Source organism: Mesorhizobium sp. AD1-1, assembly GCF_020164655.1.
In the GTDB taxonomy this organism is placed as follows: Bacteria; Pseudomonadota; Alphaproteobacteria; order Rhizobiales; family Rhizobiaceae; genus Mesorhizobium; species Mesorhizobium ciceri.
Map to the genome: position 1 here is coordinate 281,013 of NZ_JAIUGP010000001.1, position 22,033 is coordinate 303,045.

At 63.8% G+C, this 22,033-nt stretch carries 17 protein-coding genes; 11 read left to right on the forward strand and 6 right to left on the reverse strand.

The window, feature by feature from the left end; translation table 11 throughout:
* Window positions 1-3 precede the first annotated feature (3 nt).
* From LB519_RS01320 to LB519_RS01340, 5 genes are read left to right on the forward strand one after another with little or no spacing between them, the layout of a single operon-like run.
* Window positions 4-1,017, forward strand: a complete 1,014-nt coding sequence (locus tag LB519_RS01320; RefSeq protein WP_023811560.1) for an ABC transporter permease — start codon at window positions 4-6, stop codon at window positions 1,015-1,017.
* A complete protein-coding gene (locus LB519_RS01325) occupies window positions 1,017-1,859 on the forward strand; it encodes an ABC transporter permease (RefSeq protein WP_013528137.1) in 843 nt (280 codons plus the stop codon). Before LB519_RS01320 ends, LB519_RS01325 begins: the two co-directional genes overlap by 1 nt.
* A 3-nt stretch (window positions 1,860-1,862) precedes the next feature.
* Entirely contained in the window at window positions 1,863-2,939 is a 1,077-nt protein-coding gene (locus LB519_RS01330) for an ABC transporter ATP-binding protein (RefSeq protein WP_013528136.1), read from the forward strand.
* The gene (locus LB519_RS01335) at window positions 2,936-3,967 is read left to right on the forward strand and encodes an ABC transporter ATP-binding protein (protein ID WP_224618409.1); all 1,032 of its coding nucleotides are present in this window, start codon (window positions 2,936-2,938) and stop codon (window positions 3,965-3,967) included. The genes LB519_RS01330 and LB519_RS01335 overlap by 4 nt, the downstream gene beginning before the upstream one ends.
* A 35-nt stretch (window positions 3,968-4,002) precedes the next feature.
* Window positions 4,003-5,274 carry a CaiB/BaiF CoA transferase family protein gene (locus LB519_RS01340; RefSeq protein ID WP_013528134.1) on the forward strand — a complete coding sequence of 424 codons (1,272 nt, stop codon included), beginning with the start codon at window positions 4,003-4,005 and terminating at the stop codon, window positions 5,272-5,274.
* 163 nt (window positions 5,275-5,437) lie between these two features.
* Here LB519_RS01340 and LB519_RS01345 read toward each other — a convergent pair whose 3' ends face one another.
* Window positions 5,438-6,076 carry a class II aldolase/adducin family protein gene (locus LB519_RS01345; protein WP_224618707.1) on the reverse strand — a complete coding sequence of 213 codons (639 nt, stop codon included), beginning with the start codon at window positions 6,074-6,076 and terminating at the stop codon, window positions 5,438-5,440.
* Window positions 6,076-7,428, reverse strand: a complete 1,353-nt coding sequence (gene otnK / locus LB519_RS01350) for a 3-oxo-tetronate kinase (protein ID WP_224618410.1) — start codon at window positions 7,426-7,428, stop codon at window positions 6,076-6,078. Before otnK ends, LB519_RS01345 begins: the two co-directional genes overlap by 1 nt.
* A gap of 131 nt (window positions 7,429-7,559) precedes the next feature.
* On the opposite strand from otnK, the gene LB519_RS01355 reads away from it, so the two are divergent.
* Entirely contained in the window at window positions 7,560-8,297 is a 738-nt protein-coding gene (locus tag LB519_RS01355) for a GntR family transcriptional regulator (protein ID WP_013528131.1), read from the forward strand.
* A 33-nt stretch (window positions 8,298-8,330) separates the two neighbouring features.
* Here LB519_RS01355 and LB519_RS01360 read toward each other — a convergent pair whose 3' ends face one another.
* The 4 genes from LB519_RS01360 to LB519_RS01375 form a co-directional block, all read right to left on the reverse strand.
* A complete protein-coding gene (locus LB519_RS01360; RefSeq protein ID WP_224618411.1) occupies window positions 8,331-9,560 on the reverse strand; it encodes an aminotransferase class III-fold pyridoxal phosphate-dependent enzyme in 1,230 nt (409 codons plus the stop codon).
* A gap of 119 nt (window positions 9,561-9,679) precedes the next feature.
* Window positions 9,680-11,242 (reverse strand): ABC transporter substrate-binding protein, encoded by a 1,563-nt coding sequence (locus LB519_RS01365; RefSeq protein ID WP_167355196.1) that lies wholly within the window; start codon window positions 11,240-11,242, stop codon window positions 9,680-9,682.
* Window positions 11,243-11,330: 88 nt separating this feature from the next.
* Window positions 11,331-13,505, reverse strand: a complete 2,175-nt coding sequence (locus LB519_RS01370) for a dehydrogenase E1 component subunit alpha/beta (RefSeq protein ID WP_063169872.1) — start codon at window positions 13,503-13,505, stop codon at window positions 11,331-11,333.
* A 287-nt stretch (window positions 13,506-13,792) separates the two neighbouring features.
* On the reverse strand, window positions 13,793-14,572 hold the full coding sequence (locus LB519_RS01375; RefSeq protein WP_063169873.1) for a helix-turn-helix transcriptional regulator: 780 nt from the start codon (window positions 14,570-14,572) through the stop codon (window positions 13,793-13,795).
* A 112-nt stretch (window positions 14,573-14,684) separates the two neighbouring features.
* Here LB519_RS01375 and LB519_RS01380 point away from each other — a divergent pair, with 112 nt between their 5' ends.
* The 5 genes from LB519_RS01380 (at window position 14,685) to LB519_RS01400 (ending at window position 21,982) form a co-directional block, all read left to right on the forward strand.
* Complete coding sequence (locus LB519_RS01380; protein WP_224618412.1) at window positions 14,685-16,844, forward strand: hydantoinase/oxoprolinase family protein; 2,160 nt, start codon at window positions 14,685-14,687, stop codon at window positions 16,842-16,844.
* Window positions 16,845-16,856: 12 nt separating this feature from the next.
* On the forward strand, window positions 16,857-19,061 hold the full coding sequence (locus LB519_RS01385) for a hydantoinase B/oxoprolinase family protein (RefSeq protein WP_224618413.1): 2,205 nt from the start codon (window positions 16,857-16,859) through the stop codon (window positions 19,059-19,061).
* Window positions 19,058-19,552, forward strand: a complete 495-nt coding sequence (locus tag LB519_RS01390) for an acetone carboxylase subunit gamma (RefSeq protein WP_224618414.1) — start codon at window positions 19,058-19,060, stop codon at window positions 19,550-19,552. Before LB519_RS01385 ends, LB519_RS01390 begins: the two co-directional genes overlap by 4 nt.
* 87 nt (window positions 19,553-19,639) lie before the next feature.
* On the forward strand, window positions 19,640-20,467 hold the full coding sequence (locus LB519_RS01395) for an SDR family NAD(P)-dependent oxidoreductase (RefSeq protein WP_224618415.1): 828 nt from the start codon (window positions 19,640-19,642) through the stop codon (window positions 20,465-20,467).
* 201 nt (window positions 20,468-20,668) lie between these two features.
* Entirely contained in the window at window positions 20,669-21,982 is a 1,314-nt protein-coding gene (locus tag LB519_RS01400) for an O-antigen ligase family protein (protein WP_013528122.1), read from the forward strand.
* The last annotated feature ends 51 nt before the right edge of the window (window positions 21,983-22,033 follow it).

A 22,033-nucleotide genomic window follows, 5' to 3' on the forward strand; every position in this document is an offset into this window, starting at 1 on the left:
CACGTGTCTCGCTATATTTTGCGCCGGCTTATCGCAATGCCGTTTCTGGTGCTCGGCATCGTCACCATCGCCTTCCTGATCACCACGGTGACCAAGGGGGATCCGCTGACCGCGATTGTCGCCGAACAGCAGATGAGCAACCCCGAAGTGGTGGCCGCCGCCAAGGCGCGTTGGGGTCTCGATCGTCCTTTGCCGGAACGCTATATGATATATCTTGGTAATCTGCTGAGCGGCGATCTTGGCACCTCGTTCATCACCAAGCGCAATGTCGGCACCGACATTCTCTACCGCTTGCCGGCAACGCTCGAACTGGTTTTCGCCGCGATGATCTTCGGCACCACGCTCGGCATCGTGCTTGGTGTGCTGGCCGCCTATTTCCGCAACAGCCTGATCGACCATGGCGCGCGGCTGTTCGCCTTGTTCGGCTCTTCGCTGCCGGTGTTCTGGTCGGGGCTCGGCCTGTTGTTCATCTTCTCCGTCATGCTGAACTGGCTGCCGGGGCCGGGCAGGGTCGATGCCCGCTTGGCATTGCCGCCCGGCATCACCGGCTTCCTGACCATCGATTCGCTTCTGGCTGGCGACTGGACCGTCTTCAAGGACGCGCTCTGGCACCTGCTTCTGCCGGCCTTCGTCCTCGGCTGGACGGTTTCGGGCACCATATCGCGGCTGGTGCGCGCCAACATGCTTGATGTGATGAGCCGCGAGTTCGTGCTCACCGCGCGCGCCAAGGGGGCGAGCGAATTCCGCGTCGTCATCGTCCACGCGTTGCGCAACACCATGGTGCCGACCCTGACCGTCATCGGCTATTCCTTCGCCTATCTGATCACCGGCGCGGTGCTGACCGAAACCATCTTCTCCTGGCCGGGCATGGGATCCTATGCCGTGGAGGCAGCGCGTGCGCTCGACTTCCCGGCGATCATCGGCGTCACCATCGTCGGCGGCCTTGCCTTCCTGGTCACCAACCTTATCACCGACATACTCTATGTCGTGGCCAATCCGCGCGTGAGGTTGAGCTGATGGCGGTCGTCGTCACCAAGTCCCGCTCCTCGACGGTTCCCGAATGGCTGACCGCGCCATTGGTCATCGGCACGGTCGTCATCCTGTTCTGGCTGTTCATGACCGTATTCGCCAACCTGGTCGTGCAGTTCGATCCGCTCGAAATGGTCGCACGCCGGCTTCAGGCGCCAAGCTGGGCGCATTGGCTGGGTACCGACGCACTCGGCCGCGATGTGCTGGCCCGCACTCTGCACGGGGCCGCGCATTCGCTGCCGATCGCGGTTCTGGTCGTCGTCTCTGCAGTGATCATAGGCTCGCTGCTCGGCGCCATTTCCGGCTTCGTCGGCGGATTGACCGGCGCGGCGATCATGCGGCTTGTCGACGTCACTCTGTCCTTTCCGCCGATGCTGCTGGCCATGGCCGTCGCGGCGTCGCTCGGACCAGGCCTCGGCAATGCCGCCATAGCCATGGTGCTCGTCTGGTGGCCCGTCTACGCCCGGCTGATGCGGGCGCAGGTATTGGAAGTGAAGGAGCGCGAGCATGTCGAGGCGGCAATCGCCGCCGGCGCCAGGCCGCGGCGCGTGCTGTTCACGCACATATTGCCGCTTTGCTGGACCCCGGTGCTGATCAGCGCGACAATGGATTTGGGCCAGGTCGTGCTGCTTGCCGCGTCGCTCAGCTTCATCGGCCTCGGCGCCACGCCGCCGACACCCGAATGGGGCTCGATGATCTCCGATGGCGCCGTTCATTTCTATCAATGGTGGATCGCCTTCGGTCCCGGCGTCGCCATCCTCACCATCGTGCTCGGCTTTAACTTCATAGGCGACGGCTTGCGCGACATTCTCGATCCAAGGTCGGACTAGGCGATGAGCGCACAGATTTCCTCAGCGCCACCGGGCGCAGTCGACAAGGTGGGCGAGCGCGAGCCGCTGCTGTCCATACGCGGTCTGCGGGTCGGGTTCCGCAAGGCCGGCAGTCAGTTCGAAGCGGTTCGCGGGATCGACCTCGACGTCGCCAAGGGCGAAGTGGTCGGCATTGTCGGTGAGTCCGGCTCGGGCAAGTCCGTCGGCATGCTCGCCGCGCTCGGCCTCACGTCAAAGAACGCGGTGGTCACCGGCTCGGTCCGCTTCAACGGCGACGAACTGGTCGGCAAACCGGCGCGCGAGATGCGCAAGATCAGGGGCGCGCGCATCGCCATGATTTTTCAGGACCCGCTGTCCTCGCTCAATCCGGTGATGACCGTCGGCGCCCAGATTGCCGAGGCGGTCAGGCTGCATCATCGCGTGACACGCAAACAGGCGATGGCGCGCGCGGTCGAATTGCTCCATCTGGTGGCGATCCCGCAGCCGGAGCGCCGGGTCAACCAGTATCCGCATGAATTCTCCGGCGGCATGCGCCAACGCGCGGTTATCGCCATGGCCGTCGCCAACGATCCTGACCTGTTGATTGCCGACGAACCGACCACGGCGCTCGATGTCACGGTGCAGGCACAGATCCTGGCCGTGCTGCGCTCGCTGCAGGAACGGCTCGGCCTCGGCCTGGTGCTGATCACCCATGATCTCGGCGTCGTCGCCGGCCATGCCGACCGCGTCGCGGTCGTCTATTCCGGCCGTGTCGTCGAACAGGCAGGCGTATCCGAGCTGTTCGCCGATCCGCGCCATCCTTACACCCGTGGCCTGATCGCCTCGATCCCCAACCTCGAGGAAAGCCGCGAGCGGCTGTTCTCGATCGACGGTTCGCCGCCCGCACTTGGGCGCTTGCCGGGCGGCTGCGCCTTCCATCCGCGCTGCATTTATGCCGCGGCACGCTGCCGGACCGAGGACCCGCCTTTGCACGATGTCGGCGGCCGGTTCTCGGCCTGTCATTTCGCGACGACCTTGCCGCCCTTCCACAGTGCTGTGCTGGCGGCGGCGAGCCTGGACAGTGGAGACGTGGCCCCATGAGCGCAGCGGAGCAACTCCAGGCGGAAACCAAACCGGCGGTTGCGCTTTCTGTTCGCCATCTCGTCAAGGACTTTCCGGTTCGCGGCGGCCTCGTCTTCGACCGTGCCGTTGCCCATGTCCGTGCGGTCGCCGATGTCTCGTTCGACGTAGCACCAGGCGAAACGATGGGTCTGGTCGGTGAATCCGGTTGCGGCAAGTCGACCCTCGGGCGCTGCCTGATGCGGCTGATCGAGCCGACCAGCGGCGAAAGCTGGTTCCGTGGCCAGAACCTGCTCGCGCTCAATCACGAAGACATGCGCCTGATGCGGCGCTACATCCAGCTCGTCTTCCAGGATCCCTACGGGTCGCTGCATCCGCGCATGCGCATTGCCGACAACATCGCCGAGCCGCTGCGCATGAGCGACATGTCGGCGGCCGACCGCCGCGCGCGCGTCGCCGAATTGCTCGAACTGGTGCGGCTCAATCCCGAGCATGGCAAGCGCTATCCGCACGAACTGTCCGGCGGCCAGCGCCAGCGCGTCGTCATTGCCCGCGCGCTGGCACTCAATCCGCAAGTGGTGATCCTCGACGAGCCGGTTTCGGCCCTCGACGTTTCGGTGCAGGCCGGCGTGCTCAATTTGCTCAAGGACATCCAGCAATCCTTCGGCACCTCCTATCTGTTCATCGCGCATGATCTGTCCGTCGTGCGCCACATCTCGCATCAGGTGGCGGTGATGTATCTCGGCAAGATCGTCGAGATCGCGCCGGCGGCCGAACTCTATTCGAGGGCGCTGCATCCCTACACCCAGGCGCTGCTGTCGGCGGTGCCGCTCGCCAATCCCGAGAAGGAGCGCAAGCGCGAGCGCATCGTGCTGAGCGGCGATGTGCCGAGCCCGCTCAACCCGCCATCCGGCTGCCGCTTCCGCACGCGCTGCTTCAAGGCGCAGGCGATCTGCGCTGCCGTCGAACCGCCGCTCGATCCGGCCGGTGGTTCGCATCGCGTCGCCTGCCATTTCCCGGAGCCGGTCAACACTTTCAGGGCTGTCTGAGTAGCCTGCCGAATTCACCCGAAGGAATTTTGATCGTGACTGAGGACCATTCCGCGAATGCCGGTACGGCAGAACCCGCGCGCTTGCCGCTCGAAGGCATCAAGGTTCTCGACCTCTCGCGTGTGCTGGCCGGGCCGTGGGCAACGATGAGCCTTGCCGATCTCGGCGCCGAGATCTGGAAGATCGAGAACATCGACGGCGGCGACGACACCAGGGCGTGGTCGGTGCCGAGCTACAAGGGTGTCTCGACCTACTATCTCTGCGCCAATCGCGGCAAGCAGAGCATCGCGCTCGACATGAAAAGCCCGCAGGGGCTGGCCATCGTGCGCGAGCTGGCGGCCAAGGCCGACATCGTCGTCGAGAATTTCCGCTCCGGCACCGCCGACCGCCTCGGCGTCGGTTTCAAGGAACTCAGCGCGTCAAATCCGCGGCTGATCTACTGTTCGATCTCCGGCTACGGCCAGACCGGGCCCGATGCCGGACGGCCCGGCTATGATTTCGTCATGCAGGCCGAAAGCGGCCTGATGGCCATCACCGGCGAGAGCAATGGCGAACCGATGCGTGTCGGCGTCGCCATTACCGATATCGTCTGCGGCATGGTCGCCACGCAGTCGATCCTGGCGGCGCTTTACGAGCGCGCGACGACCGGCAAGGGCCAGTTCCTCGACCTGTCGCTGATCGACTGCGCGCTCAGCCTGCTGATCAATGTCGGCAGCGGTTACCTTAACACCGGCCAAGAGGTCGCCCGCTACGGCAATGCCCATCCGACGGTCGTTCCCTATCAGATATTCGAAGCCTCCGATGGCAGCTTTGCGCTGGCGGTCGGCAATGACCGCCAGTTCGCGGCGCTGTGCGAGAAGGTCGTTGATCTGCCACATCTGGCTGGGGATGCGCGCTTCATCAAAGCAGGGGCGCGCGCCACCAACCGTGAGGCGCTGATCCCGCAACTAGCCGCCGTCTTCAAGACCAAGCCACGTGACCACTGGATGGCCACCTGTGCCGCCGCCAGCGTGCCGGCCGGCACGGTAAAATCGATACCGGAAGTCTTCGACAGTTCCAATGTGCGCGAGCGTGGCCTCGTCCAGACCTTGCCGCATCCGCATCTCGGCTCCGTCGCCATGGTGCGCCCGGCGCAGGGACTTGCCGCGCAGCTGACCGCGGACTTCACCGCGCCGCCGATGCTGGGCCAGGACACAGCTGCCGTGCTGGCCGACGTGCTCGGCTATAGCGCCGAGATCATCGACCAGCTGATCGGCACCGGCGCCATCGGCGTCTATACGCCGGCCGCCGAACCGATCCCCGCCTGATCTTCATGGAGCCTGACGGGCCTTCGTCTCGCATTTGCAGGTCGACTGAATGGTTCTTCAAGAGGGCGAAGAGCCGTTCCTTGTTTTGGCGCAATTCCCTGGAGAAAGCGCTATGCGCTTTTCCCGGGAAACCGCTTCACCTTTTCTGGAATTGCTCGGCCGGCTACTTCTGCTGGCCGTAATTCTTGTAGCGCCCGCGAATGGCGGGGATCTCGCTGCCCTCGATGAGCACCGGCGTGCCGGCGCTGCGCGCCAAAAGGTACTGCCGCGCCAGGGTTTCCAGCTTGATGGTGCGGATGAGCGCCGTGTCGAGATCGCCGCCGAAGGCGATCATGCCATGATTGGCGAGCAGGCAAGCCGTACGGTCCTTGAGCGCGACGACGGCAACCTTGGCCAGTTCGCTTGACGCGAAAAGCGCATAGTCCGAGCAGCGCACATCATCGCCGCCGAAGCCCGCCACCATGTAGTGGAACAGCGGCAGCGGTTCGCGCAGGCACGACAGCGCCACACAATGGTCGGGATGGGCATGCACGACGGCGCCGGTCTCGGGAAACGTCTTGTAGATCTCGGCGTGCATCTCCCATTCGCTCGACGGCCGGAACGCACCGTCCCAGGATCCATCGAGCTGCATCGCCACCATCTGCTCCGGCCGCAAGGCGCTTGTGGCTATTCCCGTCGGCGTGATCAGCATGCCGCCTGTCGTGCGCACGCTGATGTTTCCGGTGGTGCCGACATTCATCCCGCTGGCGTCCAGCGTCTGCGTCGCGGTGATCAGGCTCGTGCGTTCGATTTCGAGTTCCATCACGATGCTCTCCTTGCCGGTGGCCATGTGTCGATCGCCGGCGCAATAGTGCTCGGCCGTGTCATGTCTTGCAGGACGTCGGCGAAAATATCCGGGCCGCCGAGCTTTCCCGATTTCAGCATCAGCGCCAGCGGATCGGAGGGCCGGCCGGGGAGGTGAGCGATGGCGCGCGACAGTCCGGGGCCCTCATAGGCGCCCATGGCGATCCGGTCGATGCCGAGCGCCTTCACCACCGAACCGGCGGTCTCGCCGCCGGCGACGACGAGCCGGCGGACGCCGAGTTCGGGCACCAGAATCTGGGCAATCCCGGCCAGGATCTCTTCCGCCCTTGCCGCCACCATATCGCGGCCATGCGCCTGCTGCAGCGCTTCGACGGTCGCTTGCGGCGCTGTCGTAGCAATGGCGATCATCGCGCCGGGCAAATGCCGTTGGGCGAAGGTACGCGCTTCGGCCATGACATCGGCGCCGGCAAAGGCGCTGGCAAGGTCAATCGTCAGCAGTGGATTGTTTTGCGCAAAACGCTCGAGCTGTTCGATGGTGCGGTCGGCGACGCTGCCGGCCAGCACCGCTGCCGGCCCTTCGACGGCCGGCAGGCTGGCGGCAACGAGATCGCCTGAATCCAGCAGCCCATGCGTGAGCCAGGCCGGTGGCAGATGCGCGGCGACTGAGGAATTGCCGGTCATCAGCGGCAGGTCGAAGGTGGCTTCCGCGATCGCCGCCAGATCGCGCTCGCGGATGGTGTCGGTGACCAGCAGCGTCTCGCCGCGCCTGCTTTGCTCTCCTATAGCGCTCCGGATGGCTCCAGCGCCGGCGTCGACGACGAGATAGGGCACCAGCCCGACCTTGCCCCTGCTCTGCGCCTGCAGCACGCGAACCAGATTGGAATCGGTCATCGGCGTCAGCGGATCGAAGCGCTTGGGCGACTCAGCAAGCAGCTGGGGACCGCCGAACATATGCCCCTGATAGACGGTGCGCCCAGTCTCACACAGCGCGGGGGCGAACAGTGTGACGCCGCCGCCAAGGCGCTCGAGCAGCGCTTCGGCGCAAGGACCGATATTGCCCGCGGGCGTCGAATCGAAGGTGGCGCAATATTTGAAGAAGATCTGCCGCGCGCCAGCTTCGACCAGCCGGTCCGCGGCCTCCAGCACCTGGCGCACCGCATCGCTGGCTGCGATGACGCGGGTCTTCAGCAGGATCACATGGGCAAGATTGCCTGATGGGATCGGCGCGTCCAGCCCGACCGTGCATCCCGTCGGAATGCCGCGCGCGACCAGCATCGACGCCAGCTCGGTGCCGCCGGTCAGATCGTCGGCAATGGCGCCGAACAGCAAGGAAGGCATCGACGCGGTCATGCGGCCCGTCTCATGTCTGCCGGTTTCGGGGCGGCTTGTCTCATGTCGGTGGTCAGGCCATTCGTGGTATCATATACACAAGCCACGCGACGCAGGCGACGCCTGCGCTGTTGCAAGAACGGAGAGCGGATGTGACTGCTTCTATCGCGCCGATCGCGCGCGACAATCTGACGACGCGTGTCTATGAGGAGCTTCGCCGTGCCATGATGGAAGGCCGTTTCTGGCCGGGCCATCGCTTCAAGATCCGCGACCTTGCCGCCAGCCTTCAGGTGTCTGAGACGCCGGTGCGCGAGGCGCTGATGCAGTTGGTGCGCGAAAAAGGCCTGGAGATGGAGGCCGGCCGTTCGATCACCGTCGCCCAGCTGTCGCTGGCTCAGTATCTGGAACTGCGCAGCATCAGGCTGCATCTCGAAGGCATGGCGGGTGCCGCGGCAACGACGCGCATCGAGCCGCGCGAGATCGACCGTCTGGCGGCGGTGCATGAGAAACTCATTGCCAACGAGGACAATGGCCGCTGGTTCGAAGCCGTCCGCGACAATTGGGAATTCCATCACTCCATCTACCAGGCGGCGCAAATGCCGGAGCTGCTGGCCATCATCGAGGGAATCTGGCTGCGCAACGGACCGCTGGTGAACTACCAATACCCGCACGCCCGGCCGACCTATGACGGCCGCCACCGGCATCTCGACATTCTTGAAGCGCTGCGGGCGCGCGACGAGAACGGTGTGCGCAAGGGCATTCAGCAGGACATGATCGAAGGCGGCCGCCTGCTGGTCAAGGTTCTCGAACGGCTGAACGACGGCGCGGTCACGCCGGAAGAACTGCGCCGCGCTGCGCAGAACGGCCGACTGGTGTCGGCCACCGGCTGAACAGTTTGTTCCTTTCCACCGCATTGGCGCCGGTCACGCCACCTGCGCCGCGGCGGCCATGCCCGCATCGGCAGCCTGCAGGGCGAGATCTATATCTTTTGCGGTGTGCGCAGCACTCAGGAACATGTTGTGCCGGGGATGGAAATAGGCGCCTTCGCGCAAGGCGGCCGAGCAGAAGGCGTTGGCCAGCTTGAATTCGGCATCGCCGTCGAACAGCACCATCGGCATCGACACCGGACCTGTCTGTCGCAGCGAAAGACCATGCTTCTTCGCTGCAGCATCGAGGCCTGAGCGCAGCCTGTCGCCGGCCTGTGTCATGTGGGTGACGGCGTCGGTGTCGCGCAGTGTGCTGATGGTGGCGATCGCCGCGGCCATTGCGACGGCGCCATACCAGAACGAACCCGTCACATAGACCTTGGTCGCGGCTTCGCGAAACCGGTCGGTGCCTGCGATGGCGGCCAGCGGATAGCCATTGGCGATCGCCTTCGAGAAGGCGGACAGGTCCGGCCGTACGCCGAGCGGCTCCCAGCTGCCGGCGAGGTCGATGCGGAAGCCGGCGCGCACATCGTCGACGATCAATGCCGCATCGGCAGCGGTGGTGAGTTCGCGCGCCCGTTTGGCGAAGGCGGCGGTCGGCAGTTCCTGGTCGCGGGCGATGTCGTGCCGGAAGGCAGTGACGACGACAGCAGCGAGATCGTTGCCGGCCTGCTCGACGGCCGCTTCGAGGCTGGCGACGTCATTGTAGTCGAAATGGATCAGATGGGCGCGGTCCTCGGCGGTGACGCCGGCCAGCGATGGCGTGCACCACGGCACGGCGCCGTGATAGGAGCCGCGCGCGACCAGCACCTTGCGTCGGCCGGTGCCGGCGCGCGCGATCGTCACGCAGGCCGTGGTGGCGTCGGTGCCGTTCTTCTGCAGCATTGCCCAGTCGGCATGCGCGACCGTCTTGACCAGCAGCTCGGCCAGTTCGACCAATACCTCGCCGGGGCCGTTCATTGCATCACCGAGGCGACGCTGCCGGGCGGCAGCCTCTTCGACTGCTTGATGATGGTGGCCGAGAATGTTGGGCCCCCAACTGCACATCAGGTCGATGTATTCGTGCCCGTCGATGTCCCAGACCCGGCAGCCGTCGGCGCGTTCGAAGAATTGTGGATAGGCGGAGCCGAGATAGCGCGTCGCCATGTGTCCCCACATGCCGCCCGGAATCACCGAGGCCGCACGCTCGCGCAGCAACTGGTCCTTGGAGTTGATCAGGGAAGGCATGACGAGGTCTCCGCTCATTGATATATCATATATTGAATGTGATGTTGGAAGAACAGGATTTGCTGGCCTTCCGGGATGGAGAACAGGGAGGCGACTGTCGCCTCCCCGTATTGTTTTGCTCAGTGGCTGAGTTCTGCCAGCGGCAGGTTGCAGCAGGCGCTGTAGCGCACGCCCTTGACGTCCGACTTGTAGGCCAGGATCAGGTTCGGGCTGATCAGCGGCAGGATGATCCTGTCCTTGATCATCTCCTCGCCGGCCTGGTGCCACAGCTTGGAGGCCTCGTCGCCGCTTGCCGCAAGGGCTGCCTTGTAGATATCCGCTTCCTTCGGGTTGAGCACCGACGGGTCGCGCTCCGCGCCGGCACGGCGCGACCAAGGGCTGCCCTTCGTCATGGCGAAATAGTCGATGTATTGCGAGGTGCCGTAATAGTCCGGCGCGTAGAACACCGCCGTCATCGGGATGCCGTCGCCATTGACGCGCTCGCGCCAATTGGCGAAGGGGATCGGCTGCAGGTCGAGCTTGATGTTGATCTTGGCCAGATCCTGCTGGACCTTCTGCATCAAGAGCGAGAGATCGACGCCGTAGACGTTCATGCCGGGGAACGCCGCCTCCATCTCGAAGCCGTCGGCGTGTCCGGCCTTGGCCAGAAGTTCCTTTGCCTTGGCAACGTCATAGGGCTGCGCCTCGAAGCCCGAACCGCCGGGGAAGCCGAGCGGGATCGGCGCGCTGATCAGCTGACCCTCGGAGCCGATGGTGAAGTCGAGGATAGCAGGACGGTCGAGACCGAGCGAAATGGCCTCGCGCACTTCGGGCGTCAGCGGCACCTTGTTGGCCTTGGCGCCGGGCGACAGCGCCACATAGATGAAGTTGTAGGACGGCACGGTCTCGATCTTGACGTCGCTGCCGGTCATCGTCTTGGCCGTGTCCGGGTCGATCTGCATGGCGATATCGGCGGTGCCGCTCTGCAGCATCTGCGCCTGCGCCACCGCATCCTTGGTCTGGCGTATGACGACTTCGCTCAGCGCCGGCGCCGTGCGCCAGTACTTGTCGTTGCGCGCCAGCCGCAGTTCCGAATTGGGCTCATAGGATTTCAGCACGAACGGCGCGCTGCCGGCCGAATGGGCCAGGAACCAGGCCTCGGCATTGTCTGTCGTCGAGGCGTCCGCATCGGCCTTGGCGCCGGCTTCGGAAGCAACCTTGCTGTTGACGACCGCTGCGTAGGGCGCCGCCGCGATGTTGAGGAATTCGGAGCTCGGCGCGACCATCTTGACGACGACCGTATGCGCGTCCGGAGTCTCGATCGAGGCGACATTGTCCATCAGGAACGAGGCGCTGCCCTTGAGGTTCTTCAGCCGCTCCCAGGACCATTTGACGTCCTTGGCTTCGACAGGCGAACCGTCCGAGAATTTGGCGGCCGGGTCGAGCGTGAAGGTGAAGCTGCTCTGGTCGGCATTGCCTTCCCACTTCGAGGCGAGCAGCGGGATCAGCTTGTTGTCCTTGTCCAGCGTCAGCAGCGATTCGTAGACGCTGGAATTGTAGATCTGGCAGGTGTCGCAGAAGGCGCGGTGCGGATCGAGCGAATTGAGGTCGATGTTACGCGCAATGACCAGCGGCTTGCTGTCCTGCGCGAAGGTGGCAGGCGCCCAGAAGGCGCTGGTGGCCAGCAGCACGGCCGCCAGCATCGTCGCCCTGGTCTTGGCTCTTGGTAGGATCGTCATGTCCATTTCATTCTCCCATTTTCTTGTCAGATCTTTGTGGCAATGCGTTGCTCTATCCACCCACGGCAATGAGGGATTGAAGCGCGGCCTTGAGCTTATCAGCGCCGCCCAGTGCGGCGCGGTTGAGCGGGGCCGATACGACGGGAGCCGAGAGGCTTCCCGTCACATGCAGGATCTCGTGATCGAGATAGTCGAACACGCGATCCTGAATCTCTTGTGTCAGCCGTCCGCCAAGCGACAGTCCACGCTGCACCTGCTCGACGACGGCCACCCGGTTGGTCTTGCGGATCGAGGCCTCCACCAGCGGCCAGTCGAGCCCGGTCGGGTCGAGGCTGCGCAGATCGATGATCTCGGCATCGACGCCGGTCTCCTCGACCACCTGCTTGGCGACGGCGACCATGCTGGCACTGGTGAGCAAGGTGCAGGCACTGCCCGGCCTGACGGTTTTCGCCTTGCCGAGTCGCACGCAATAATCGCGGTCATCCGCAGGCACAGGCCCTTCGCTCGGGAACAGTTCGACATGCTCGATGACGACGACCGGATCGTCGCATTTCAGCGCCGAATTCATCAGGCCGATATAGTCGAAGGGCGTCGTCGGGGCGACGATGCGCCAGCCGGGAAACAGCGCGAACAGGCCAGACGGATCGCCCGAATGCTGCGAGCCGTAGCCGGTGTGCGGCGAGACGCGCACCCGGATCACGATCGGCACCGGGAAGCCGCCGCCGAACATGTGGCGCACCTTGCTGACCGCATTGAACAGCTGGTCGGCGGCAACCAGGCAGAAATCGCCGAACATGATCTCGACGATAGGCCGCAGCCCGCAAAGCGCTGCACCCAGCGCCACGCCGACAAAACCGTTCTCGGCGATGGGCATTGCCAGTACACGCTCCGGCCAGCGTTCCAGCGCACCCTTTGTGGCGCCCGAAACGCCGCCGCGCAGCCGGTGCACATCCTCGCCCATGATAATGATGCGCGAATCCTTTTCCATGGCGCGCGCAATCACCTCGGACGCGGCAACCATGAACTTGACCGGCCTGGTGTCGGCTGGCGGCATATCCTCGATCTCGAGGAAACGCTCGCCCTTCAGTTCGGAAAGATCACCGCGTATCTGGTTGTCGACGCCGCCTGGGTCTGGCCACAGATGGTCGGGAATGCCCAGCGCGTTGCCACTCATTTCGGTGAGCGAATCGGCAGCGGTGTTGACCACCTCCATGACGCGCTGGTCGAGTGTGCCGAGGTCGGAAGCGTTCAAAATGCCCATCGTCTTCAGGCGAGCCGCCATCGTGACCAGCGGATCGCGCGCTTTCCAGGCGTCTTCCTCGGCCCGCGTGCGGTAGCCGAATTCGCTACCCGGGCGCGCGCCGCTCTGATGCAGGAAGCGGTAGCAAAGCGCCTCGACCAGCACCGGGCCACCGTCTTCCTCGATCGCCCGGCGCGCCTCGCGCATGGCATGGTGGACCGCCACCACATCCATGCCGTCGCATTCGATGCCGCGAAAGCCGAGCATAGGTCCGCGCGAGGCCAGCCGCGTCTCGCGCGTCTGCTCGTTGATGTGCGTCGAGACGGCATAGAGATTGTTTTCGGCGAAAAAGATCACCGGCAGCCGGTAGAGCGCGGCGATGTTCATCGCCTCATAGGCCGGCCCCGCCATCATCGTGCCGTCGCCGAAAAAGGCGACCGAGATGTTGCCGGTACCGAGCAGCTTGTCGGCCAGCGCATAGCCGGCCGCATGCGGCAGGTTGCCGCCAATGATCGCGCTGGTGCCAGGGATGCCGGAGGCATCGTCGCGCATATGCATCGAGCCGCCACGGCCGCCGCAATAGCCTGACTTGAGGCCCATGATCTCGGCCATCAAGCCGCGCACCGAGCCCTGCATGTCCGGGTTGAAAGCGTCATGCAACGGGTCGAATCCGCCGGGCGTCTGCGCGTTGACAAGCTTGGCCAAGACCTGGTGATGGGCGCGGTGGGTGCCGTTGATGCGGTCGCCCGTACCGAGCACGGACATGGCGCCGACCGCCGTCGCCTCTTGTCCGATGCTGGCATGCGCCGGACCATGCACCAGCCCGGCATTGGCGAGATCGAGCACTTTTTCCTCGAAACGGCGGATGAGCAGCATCTGCTGATACCAGCGCACCAGGCTCGAAACCTCGGCGTCGTTCCAGTCCGAATCGTCGACGTCGAGCCGCAACCAGGGCGCCGATGGCTGGATCGATGTCTGCTGGACCATGTCAGCTATTTCCGTTCTGGTAGATGATATATCAAATATTTTCTCAGTCGATTGCGTCCGGGCACTTTTCCTGGGCACTGCACTGGCTTGCGGGCACCGCACAAATGGAATTAAATTTCATTTTCTGTGCGAAGCCGAGACTAAGCCGGGACGGCGGCGTTCCGCAAGAGGAATTTTGAAGCCAGTTTTCGAGCCATTCCGGCGACAAGCCCCCTGCACCAATTCACGGAGGGAGCGGCTCTGCAAATCAGGCATTCGGCTGGCGGATCGGCTGGGTAAGCGAGCGGCTAGCGATCGGCCTGATGCTGGAAGAACTGCAAAAACAATTCCCGCTCGGTGGTGATGTCGAGCTTCTCGTAGATGCGCCGGCGATGGTTCTTGACCGTGCCGACGGTGATGCCGAGGCGCTCGGCGATGTTGGCCGTCGGGTGGCCGGCGAGGATCAACTGAACCAATTCCCGCTCGCGCAGCGACAGCTCCGGCCACAGACTGGCCGGGATCGTCGGCTCCTGCCGGGGCGAGGCGCCGGGGCCTGTCGGCGCCGACGTGCGGGAGAATTTGGTTCCGCGCGCCTTGATGTCGAGCGCATGCAGCGCCTCGAATACAGGCAACCGCTCGTCCAGCAAAGCGATCTCGCTCTCCTTGAACGACGTGGTCGAGCGGTCGAGGAAGATGCCGAGGCACCAGTCGCCGCCATCGGCAAGCATGATGCCGACCTCGTCGCAGATCTCCGACTGCGCCAGGAAGCCGGCAATGTACTGGCCGCGCTTGGCCTCGTCGTCGGCGAGCCGTTTCAGCGGCATGATGCCCAACCTGCGCTCGCGCCGCCACGAGGCATAGAACGGGTCGAACACGTAGTAATTGTGGAGATAGCGCCGGACCATCTCATCCGAGAAGCGCCGGTGCTTGATGAATTCGGGTGTCTGCGTCGCCGAATAGCGCGTCACCGTGACGAGGTCGTGGTCGATGTCGGCGCCGATCAGGTCGATCAGGCAGTCGACATGCCTGTCCGTGCCGATGGCGGCGATCGCTTTGGCGAGCGGCGCCCAGATATTGCCCATGCCCATGCCCTTTTCTCGGCGATGTCAGCCCAACCGTCATTGTGTCTTTAGGCATATGGCGCGAGGCCATCCAATGAATCTAGCCTGGCGTCAACCTAGACCAGATCCCGAGGCGACCGTGACCCAACCCAATCTCACCGCCCCCATTGTCGGCAACCCAATCGTCATCGGCATCGACGCCGGCGGCACCATGACCGACACGATCCTTGTCGATCAGGACGGCCACTTCAAGATCGGCAAGTCGGCGACCACGCCGAAGAACGAAGCCGAGGGTTTTCTGGCCTCGGCCGAGGACGCGGCGGATGCCTGGGGCATCTCGCTGGAATCATTGTTTTCAGGCGTCAACGTCGTGCTCTATTCCGGCACCGGCATGCTGAACACGCTGTTGTCGCGCACCGGCCGCCGGCTCGGCCTGATCACCACCAAGGGCCTCGAGGACATGATCCTGATGGGCCGCGGGCTGCAGGCCTGGGCCGATTATTCCTACGCCGACCGGCTGCATGCGGTCACCCACCATCATCCCGATCCGCTGGTGCCGCGCCGCCGCACCCATGGCGTCACCGAGCGGATCGACCAGTTCGGCGACGTCGTGCTGCCGCTCTATGAGCACGAGGTTTCTGCAGCCGCAAAAAAACTGATCGCCGACGAGGTCGAAGCGATCTGCATCATGACCATCTTCTCGCACGTCAATCCGGTGCACGAGAAGCGCATCGCGGAAATCTGCCGCGAAGAGGTCGACAAGGCCGGCGCCGACATCATCGTCTACACCAGCCACGAGGTCCGCCCGGTCATCCGCGAGCAGTCGCGGCTGAACTCGGTCCTGATCGAGGCCTACGCCACCTCGCGCGGCCGCAAGCAGCTTAGGGGTATCGAGGACGTCTCGAAGAAATACGGCTTCAAATATGGCGTGCAGACGCTGCTCTCCTTCGGCGGCCTGACCTCGATCAACCATCCGCGCCTGCATGAAACCATGATCTCCGGCCCGATCGGCGGCATCCTCGGTGCTGCCTATGTCGGCAAGCTGATCGGCAATGATTCGCTGATCTGCTCGGACATGGGCGGCACCTCCTTCGACATGGGCGTTATCACGCGCGGCCAGACGCGGATCGAGAACGAGCCGCTGATGGATCGCTTCAAGCTCAACGTGCCGACGCTGCACCTCGATACGATCGGTGCCGGCGCCGGCATGATCCTCAAGGTCGATCCGCTGACCAAGAAAGTCTCGCTTGGACCGGAAAGCGCCGGCTCCGATCCAGGTCCGATTTGCTTCGCCAGGGGCGGCACCGAACCGACCATTGCCGATTGCGATGCGATTCTCGGCCGGCTCAACCCGCACTATTTCCTCGGCGGCAAGGTCGTGCTGCAGGTCGAAAAGGCCCGCCGCGCCTTCCAGGAGAAATGCTCCGACATCCTGGGCGTCGGGCTGGAGGAAGCCGCCGAAGGCATGATCGACATGCTGGAGGCCGACGCCAACAACGCGCTGCGCCGCGTCATTTCGGGCCAGGGCATCCATCCCTCCGAGTTCACGCTGCTGTCCTATGGCGGCTCTGGCCCGCTGCACCTGGCCGGCTGTTCCAGGGGCATCGGCTTCAAGGACATCATCACCTTCCAGTTTGCGGCCGCCTTCTCCGCCTTCGGCTGCACCACGGCTGATTTCATGCGCCGGCATTCGGTGTCGACGCAGCACGACATCCCGTCACGCGCCGATGAGGCGACGCTGGCCGCCTTCGGCGTCAAGGTCACCACGGTCTGGAACGACCTGACCAAGGCCGCGGTCGACGAGATGATCGCCGACGGCCATGCGCGTGAGAAGATCAGGACCGTGCCGTTCCTGATGATGCGCTACACCGGCCAGCTCGAGGATGTCGAAGTGATGGCGCCGCTGGTTGAGGTCAACTCGGCCGACGACATGCGCAGGGTTATCGACGAGTTCGAGGCGGTCTACGCCAAGGTCAATCATCGCGTGTCGCGCTATGGCGAGGCCGGCTTCACCATCACCGAACTCGGGCTGATCGCCACCGCCGACAAGGTCAAGCCGGTGCTGCTCAAGCGGCCGCTTGGCAAGTCGGATCCGGCTTCCGCGCACAAGGGCGTGCGCGAGGCCTATATCGGCGGACGCTGGCACAAGGCCAATCTCTATGAGATGGACCTGCTGCAGCCCGGTCACGAAGTCATCGGCCCCGCCATCATCGAACACCCCGCCACCACGCTCGTCGTTCATCCGCAGGACCGCGTCCATGTCGATGAATGGACGCTGCTGCACTACACCCACGCTTGAGAGGGCATCGCCATGTTGGACAAACCTGCCTCGACCCTGCGCCTTCGCGAAAGACTGCTCGATTCCGAGCGGCTGATGGAAGAGACCGGCTGCTATGACGGCATCACGGAACTCACGCTGCGCAACCAGGATCCGCTGAAGTTCGAGACGCTGCACACCAAGCTGCGCGCCTATTGCGTCTCGGCTCGCGAAATGGCCCGCCGCATCTCGGCCTCGCCCGGCGTGCGCGAAGTCGGCGAGATGGTGGTCGCCATCTATACGCCCGAAGGCGACGCCATCGCGCTCTCCAATGGCATCATGGTGCATGTCCATACGATGAGCCGCTTCATCAAATGGATGATCAAGAACAATTACGAGGAAAACCCGAAGATCCGCGAAGGCGACATCTTTGCCAACAACGACGCCTTCATCGGCACCGTGCAGGTGCCTGATGTCATGGATGTGGTGCCGATCTTCCATGAAGGCACGCTGGTCGGCTGGGCCGGTGCCGTCTGCCACGAACTGGAAGCCGGCGGCATCACGCCGGGCGGCGATGTCTGCCTGGCGCAGGAGCGCTTCACCGAAGGCCTGTTCGTCTGCGCCGAGAAGATCGGCGAGAATGACGAGATCCGGCGCGACTACGTCATACGCTGCGAGCGCAATCTGCGCATGCCGATCTACTGGGTGCTCGACGAGAAGGCCAAGGTCGCCTCCTGCATCGACATGCGCGAAAGCGTCAAGCAGCTGATCTCCGAGATCGGCCTCGACTACTGGATGAAGGTGTCGAAGGAGTTCATCGAGGAAGGCCGTCGCGCCCAGCTCGCCCGCACCCGCCAGCTCACCGTGCCCGGCATCTACCGCGGCCACACGTTCTACGGCCATGTCACGGCGGGAAAGCCCGGCTTCCAGCTGCTCGGCGATCCCGACTGGCTCTACAACATCCCGATCGAGATGGAGATCACGTCAGACGGCAAGATCACCATGGACTTCGAGGGCACGCAGCCCTGGGGCTACCATTCGATGAACTGCACGCCGGCCGGCATGGATGGCGGCATGTTCGTGACGCTGACCCAGCACATGAATTTCGAAGGCCTGGTCAATGACGGTGCCTGGATGGCGACCGAACTGAAACTGCCGCACGGCACCTGGACCAACCCCGACAACGAGATGGTGGCCACCGCCACCTCTTGGGCGCTGCTGCTGCCGGCCTACGGCGTTTTCCAGCGGCTTTTGTCGCGCAGTTTTGTCGCGCGCGGCTTCGTCGAGGAGGCCTTTGTCGGCCAGGTCAACAGCCCGATGATCGAGATGGGCGGCGAAAGCCAATACGGCACGCCGTTCGGCATGGCGCATTTCGAGTGCGCTGCCGCCGGGTCCGGTGCGCTCGCCATCAAGGACGGTCTCGACACCGCCTATGTCGGCTGGAACCCGGAATCCGACATGGGCAACATCGAGGTCTGGGAACAGTCGATGCCGATGGTCTACATCGGCCGTTCGATCGTGCCGAATTCCGGCGGCGCCGGTAAATATCGCGGTGGCTGTTCCTTCGTCTCGACCTGGCTGATCAACAAGACCTCACATCTGCGGCTCCACACCTCCGAGCACTCCTCGCGCGTGTTCGACAATGGCGGCATGTGCGGTGGTTATCCGGCGCCGACCTGCCAGAAGCATCGCGCGGTGCGCAACTCAGACATTCACGAACTGGCGGCAAAAGGCGAACCGCTGGCGCATTCGCCCGGCATCGACCCTGACGTCTCCGACTACGAGAAGAACATCGGCGGCGACCATGTCGTGGTCGAAGGCCCCTACATCACCTCGCCGCACAAATCCGGCGACATCTTCAGCCATTCCTACAATGGCGGCGGCGGCTATGGCGACGTGCTGGAGCGCGATCCGATCAAGACGGCATGGGATGTCGAGAACGGCTTTCTCACCCGTGAAGCGGCGGACCAGGTTTTCGGAATTGTGCTGAAGGACGATGAAGACGGTTATCCCGTCGCCGATATCGACGCCACGGTCGAACGCCGCGCCGCCATGCGCAAAGAGCGCCTGGCTAAGGCGATCCCGGTGACGGATTGGATCGCCAAGGAGCGTGGCCGCGTCGGAAAGGCCGACTTCGCGCCCGAAGTGAAGAAAATGTACGCCAGCGCGATCAAGCTGTCGTCGCGCTTCACCAAGGAATTCAGCGATTTCTGGAACGTTGACGCCAAATCGATCTTCACGCCGGGAGCCAAGCCATGACCTCATACAGCAAGGAAGTTCTGGGCGATCTGGCCGCCGGCAAGCTGCCCTGGCCGCAGACAAGGCGCATCATGAGTGCCTACAAGGATGACGACCGTTTCTTCAAGATGGTTGCCGTCTATCAGGATCGTGTCGCCTGGAAGGACCCGATCCTACTGCCGGTCTCGGACCATCTGTTCATCTGCCAGAGTGGCGATGAGCGCATTACCCGCTGCGAATGCGGCCACTCCTTCGGCGACTATCGGAAGAACTGGAAGCTCAACGCCGCGATTAACGTGCGCAACACCGAGGAGGCTTTGCGCGAGATCTATCCCAACAGCGATCTCCCTGATCCCGAATGGATGGAAATCCGGGAGTTCATCTGCCCGGAGTGCGGGACGCTGCATGAGGTCGAGGCGGCGGCACCCGGTTATCCCATCGTGCATGATTTCGAACCCGACCTCGAAGGCTTTTATCGCGAATGGCTGGGCAGACCGGTTCAGGGGTCCTGAACCCTCGTCGATGGAGGCTGCGCCGCTGTGATTGCCAAATCCGGTCAGGACTGATTGCCTGCCCAAACGAAGCGGAGACCGTGCGCCATGAACAACCTTTCCGGCCGTAGCGCCATCGTGACCGGCGGTTTCTCGGGCATGGGCTTCGCCATTGCCACGGCTTTGGCCGAGGCTGGGGCCAATGTCGCCGTCGGCTCCTACATCGCGCCTGCCGGCGCCGACAGATCCGATGCCGCCTACTATCCGGCCGCCGACGAGATCGAGCGCGTGCGCTCGGCCCTTGCCGCCCATGGAACGAAAGTTCACGCCGCACACCTTGACGTTCGCGACAGCGACGTCACCAACCGTTTCGCGGCTGATGCCGAGACGGCCATCGGCCCCGCCGACATTCTGGTCAACGCCGCCGGCACCACCGCCGAGCAGCCGGTCTGCGGCCATTCCGACGCGCTTTGGGACAAGATCGTCGACACCAACCTGACCGGCGCCTTCCGCGTCACGCGTGCCGTGCTGCCGGGTATGATCGAGCGCGGCTGGGGCCGCATCGTCAACATTGGCTCGACGGCCGCCTTGGTCGGGTGGAAGGACAACCCGGCCTACTGCGCGTCCAAGGCCGGCCTGCTGGGTCTCACTCGCTGCGTGGCGCTGGAAGGGGCGGCGCATGGCGTCACCTGCGTTATGATCAGCCCGACCTGGGTCGAGACCGAACTGATGCGCCGCAATGTGGCGCAGGTCGTCGAGCGCGAAGGCAAGGGGCGCACGCCAGAGGAAGCGATGGCCGAGATCGCCAGGGGCAACCCGCAGCAGCGCATGCTGCAGCCGCGGGAGATCGCGGCTTTGGCAGTCTTCCTGTGCTCGGATCTCGCCAAGGGCATCACCATGGAAAACATCCAGATCACCGGCGGAGCGCTTTGGTAGCGTCTCGGACGCGCAACCGGCTGATCTCTCCGCAGATGCCTCGCTGTAAGACAAGGTGACCGGATTTGCCATTGAGCGCCGGGCGCAATAGGTTATATTGCACTGCACAATGGAGACGCCGTTTATTGCACGCCCATGTCTGCGAAGATTCCGGCCGGCTCATGGCTTGCCGGCCCTGGGTCGTGTCGGCGGGACTCTGAGATGAAGATTCCAAAGTCCCTGCTGATCGATCCCGAGAAGAATTCGGTCTATGGCGCCTTTGCCGTAGCCGTTTCGATCTGGGCGTTTTCTTATTCGGTCATCTTCGGCCAGATATTGATCCTGGCCTACTATGCGGTCTGGCTCCCGCTCGTCCTGGTCGACTACCGGCGGTTTGTGAGGCATCTGTCCAGCGCCTGGCTGCCGCTGCTGTTTGCTGCCTATGTCTGCTTCTCGGTTTTCTGGTCGCAGGCTCCCGGCGTCACCGCAAGGACGTCGGTCCAGTATTTTTCCCATATTGCCTGCGCCTACGTAGCTGCGCGCACCGTCAGCGTGCGCACGCTGACCATAGGGGCGCTGATCGGGATATTTGTCGTCCTCATCTATTCGCTGAAGGTCGGGAACTATTCCGAGGATGTCCTCGACGGCACCGTCAACTTCGTCGGCGCCTTCGCCTCCAAGAACCAGATCGGCTTTGTCGGCTCGCTCGGCATCTATTTCTGCGTCGTCTTCCTTGCGTTCTACAGGCGCGGCCGGCTGAGCTTCATCCTGGCGGTGCCCGTCGTGCTGCTGTCGGCCTATGTCCTGGTCGCCTCGCATTCCGCCACCTCGATGGCCTCGATACCCGCGGTTCTGGCGCTGGTGGCGCTTCTTGCGATGAGCAAACTTCTGTCACGACGCTATCGCCGGGTCATCTTCCTGATCGGCGCCGGCCTGCTGGTCGTGACGGCCTTCGTCGCCTTGAATCTCGGGTTGATGGACTTCGTCCTCGGCCTCTTCGGCAAGGATTCGACGCTCACCGGGCGAACCTATCTGTGGGAGCAAGGCTGGAACACGGTCCAGAAATCGCCGATTCTCGGCGTCGGCTATGCCGCCTATTGGGTGCAGGGTTTCGCTGAAGCCGAGCGGCTGTGGAACGAATTCTACATCACCACCCGCACCGGCTTCCACTTCCACAACACCTATATCGAGGCCCTCGTCGAACTCGGCTTCGTCGGAGCGACGCTGGTGTCGCTGATCATGCTGCGCACGCTCTACGGCCACGTCTCGGCGGTGATCTTCAAGGCATGGCAGGCGGACTCGGTGATCCTTTTCGGCGTGATGGTCCTGCTGCTGATCCGCTCCTTCGTCGAGGTCGAGATACTCAACCCCTACATCATGGGTTCTTTCCTGATGTATTTCAGCTTCTTCAAGCTGGCGCGGCTGCCTGTTACCCGCAGGCGGCGGTCGCCGGCTCTGGAGCCGGCTGACGCGGCCGGGGGCGAGACTGACTGGCCTCGGTATGCCGGCCATCCGGCGGGCGCCGGTCCCTCATAAATTATCATCTCGCGGGCTGAAGGGGGCGGTCTTCCTTTTTGAGCAAGCATG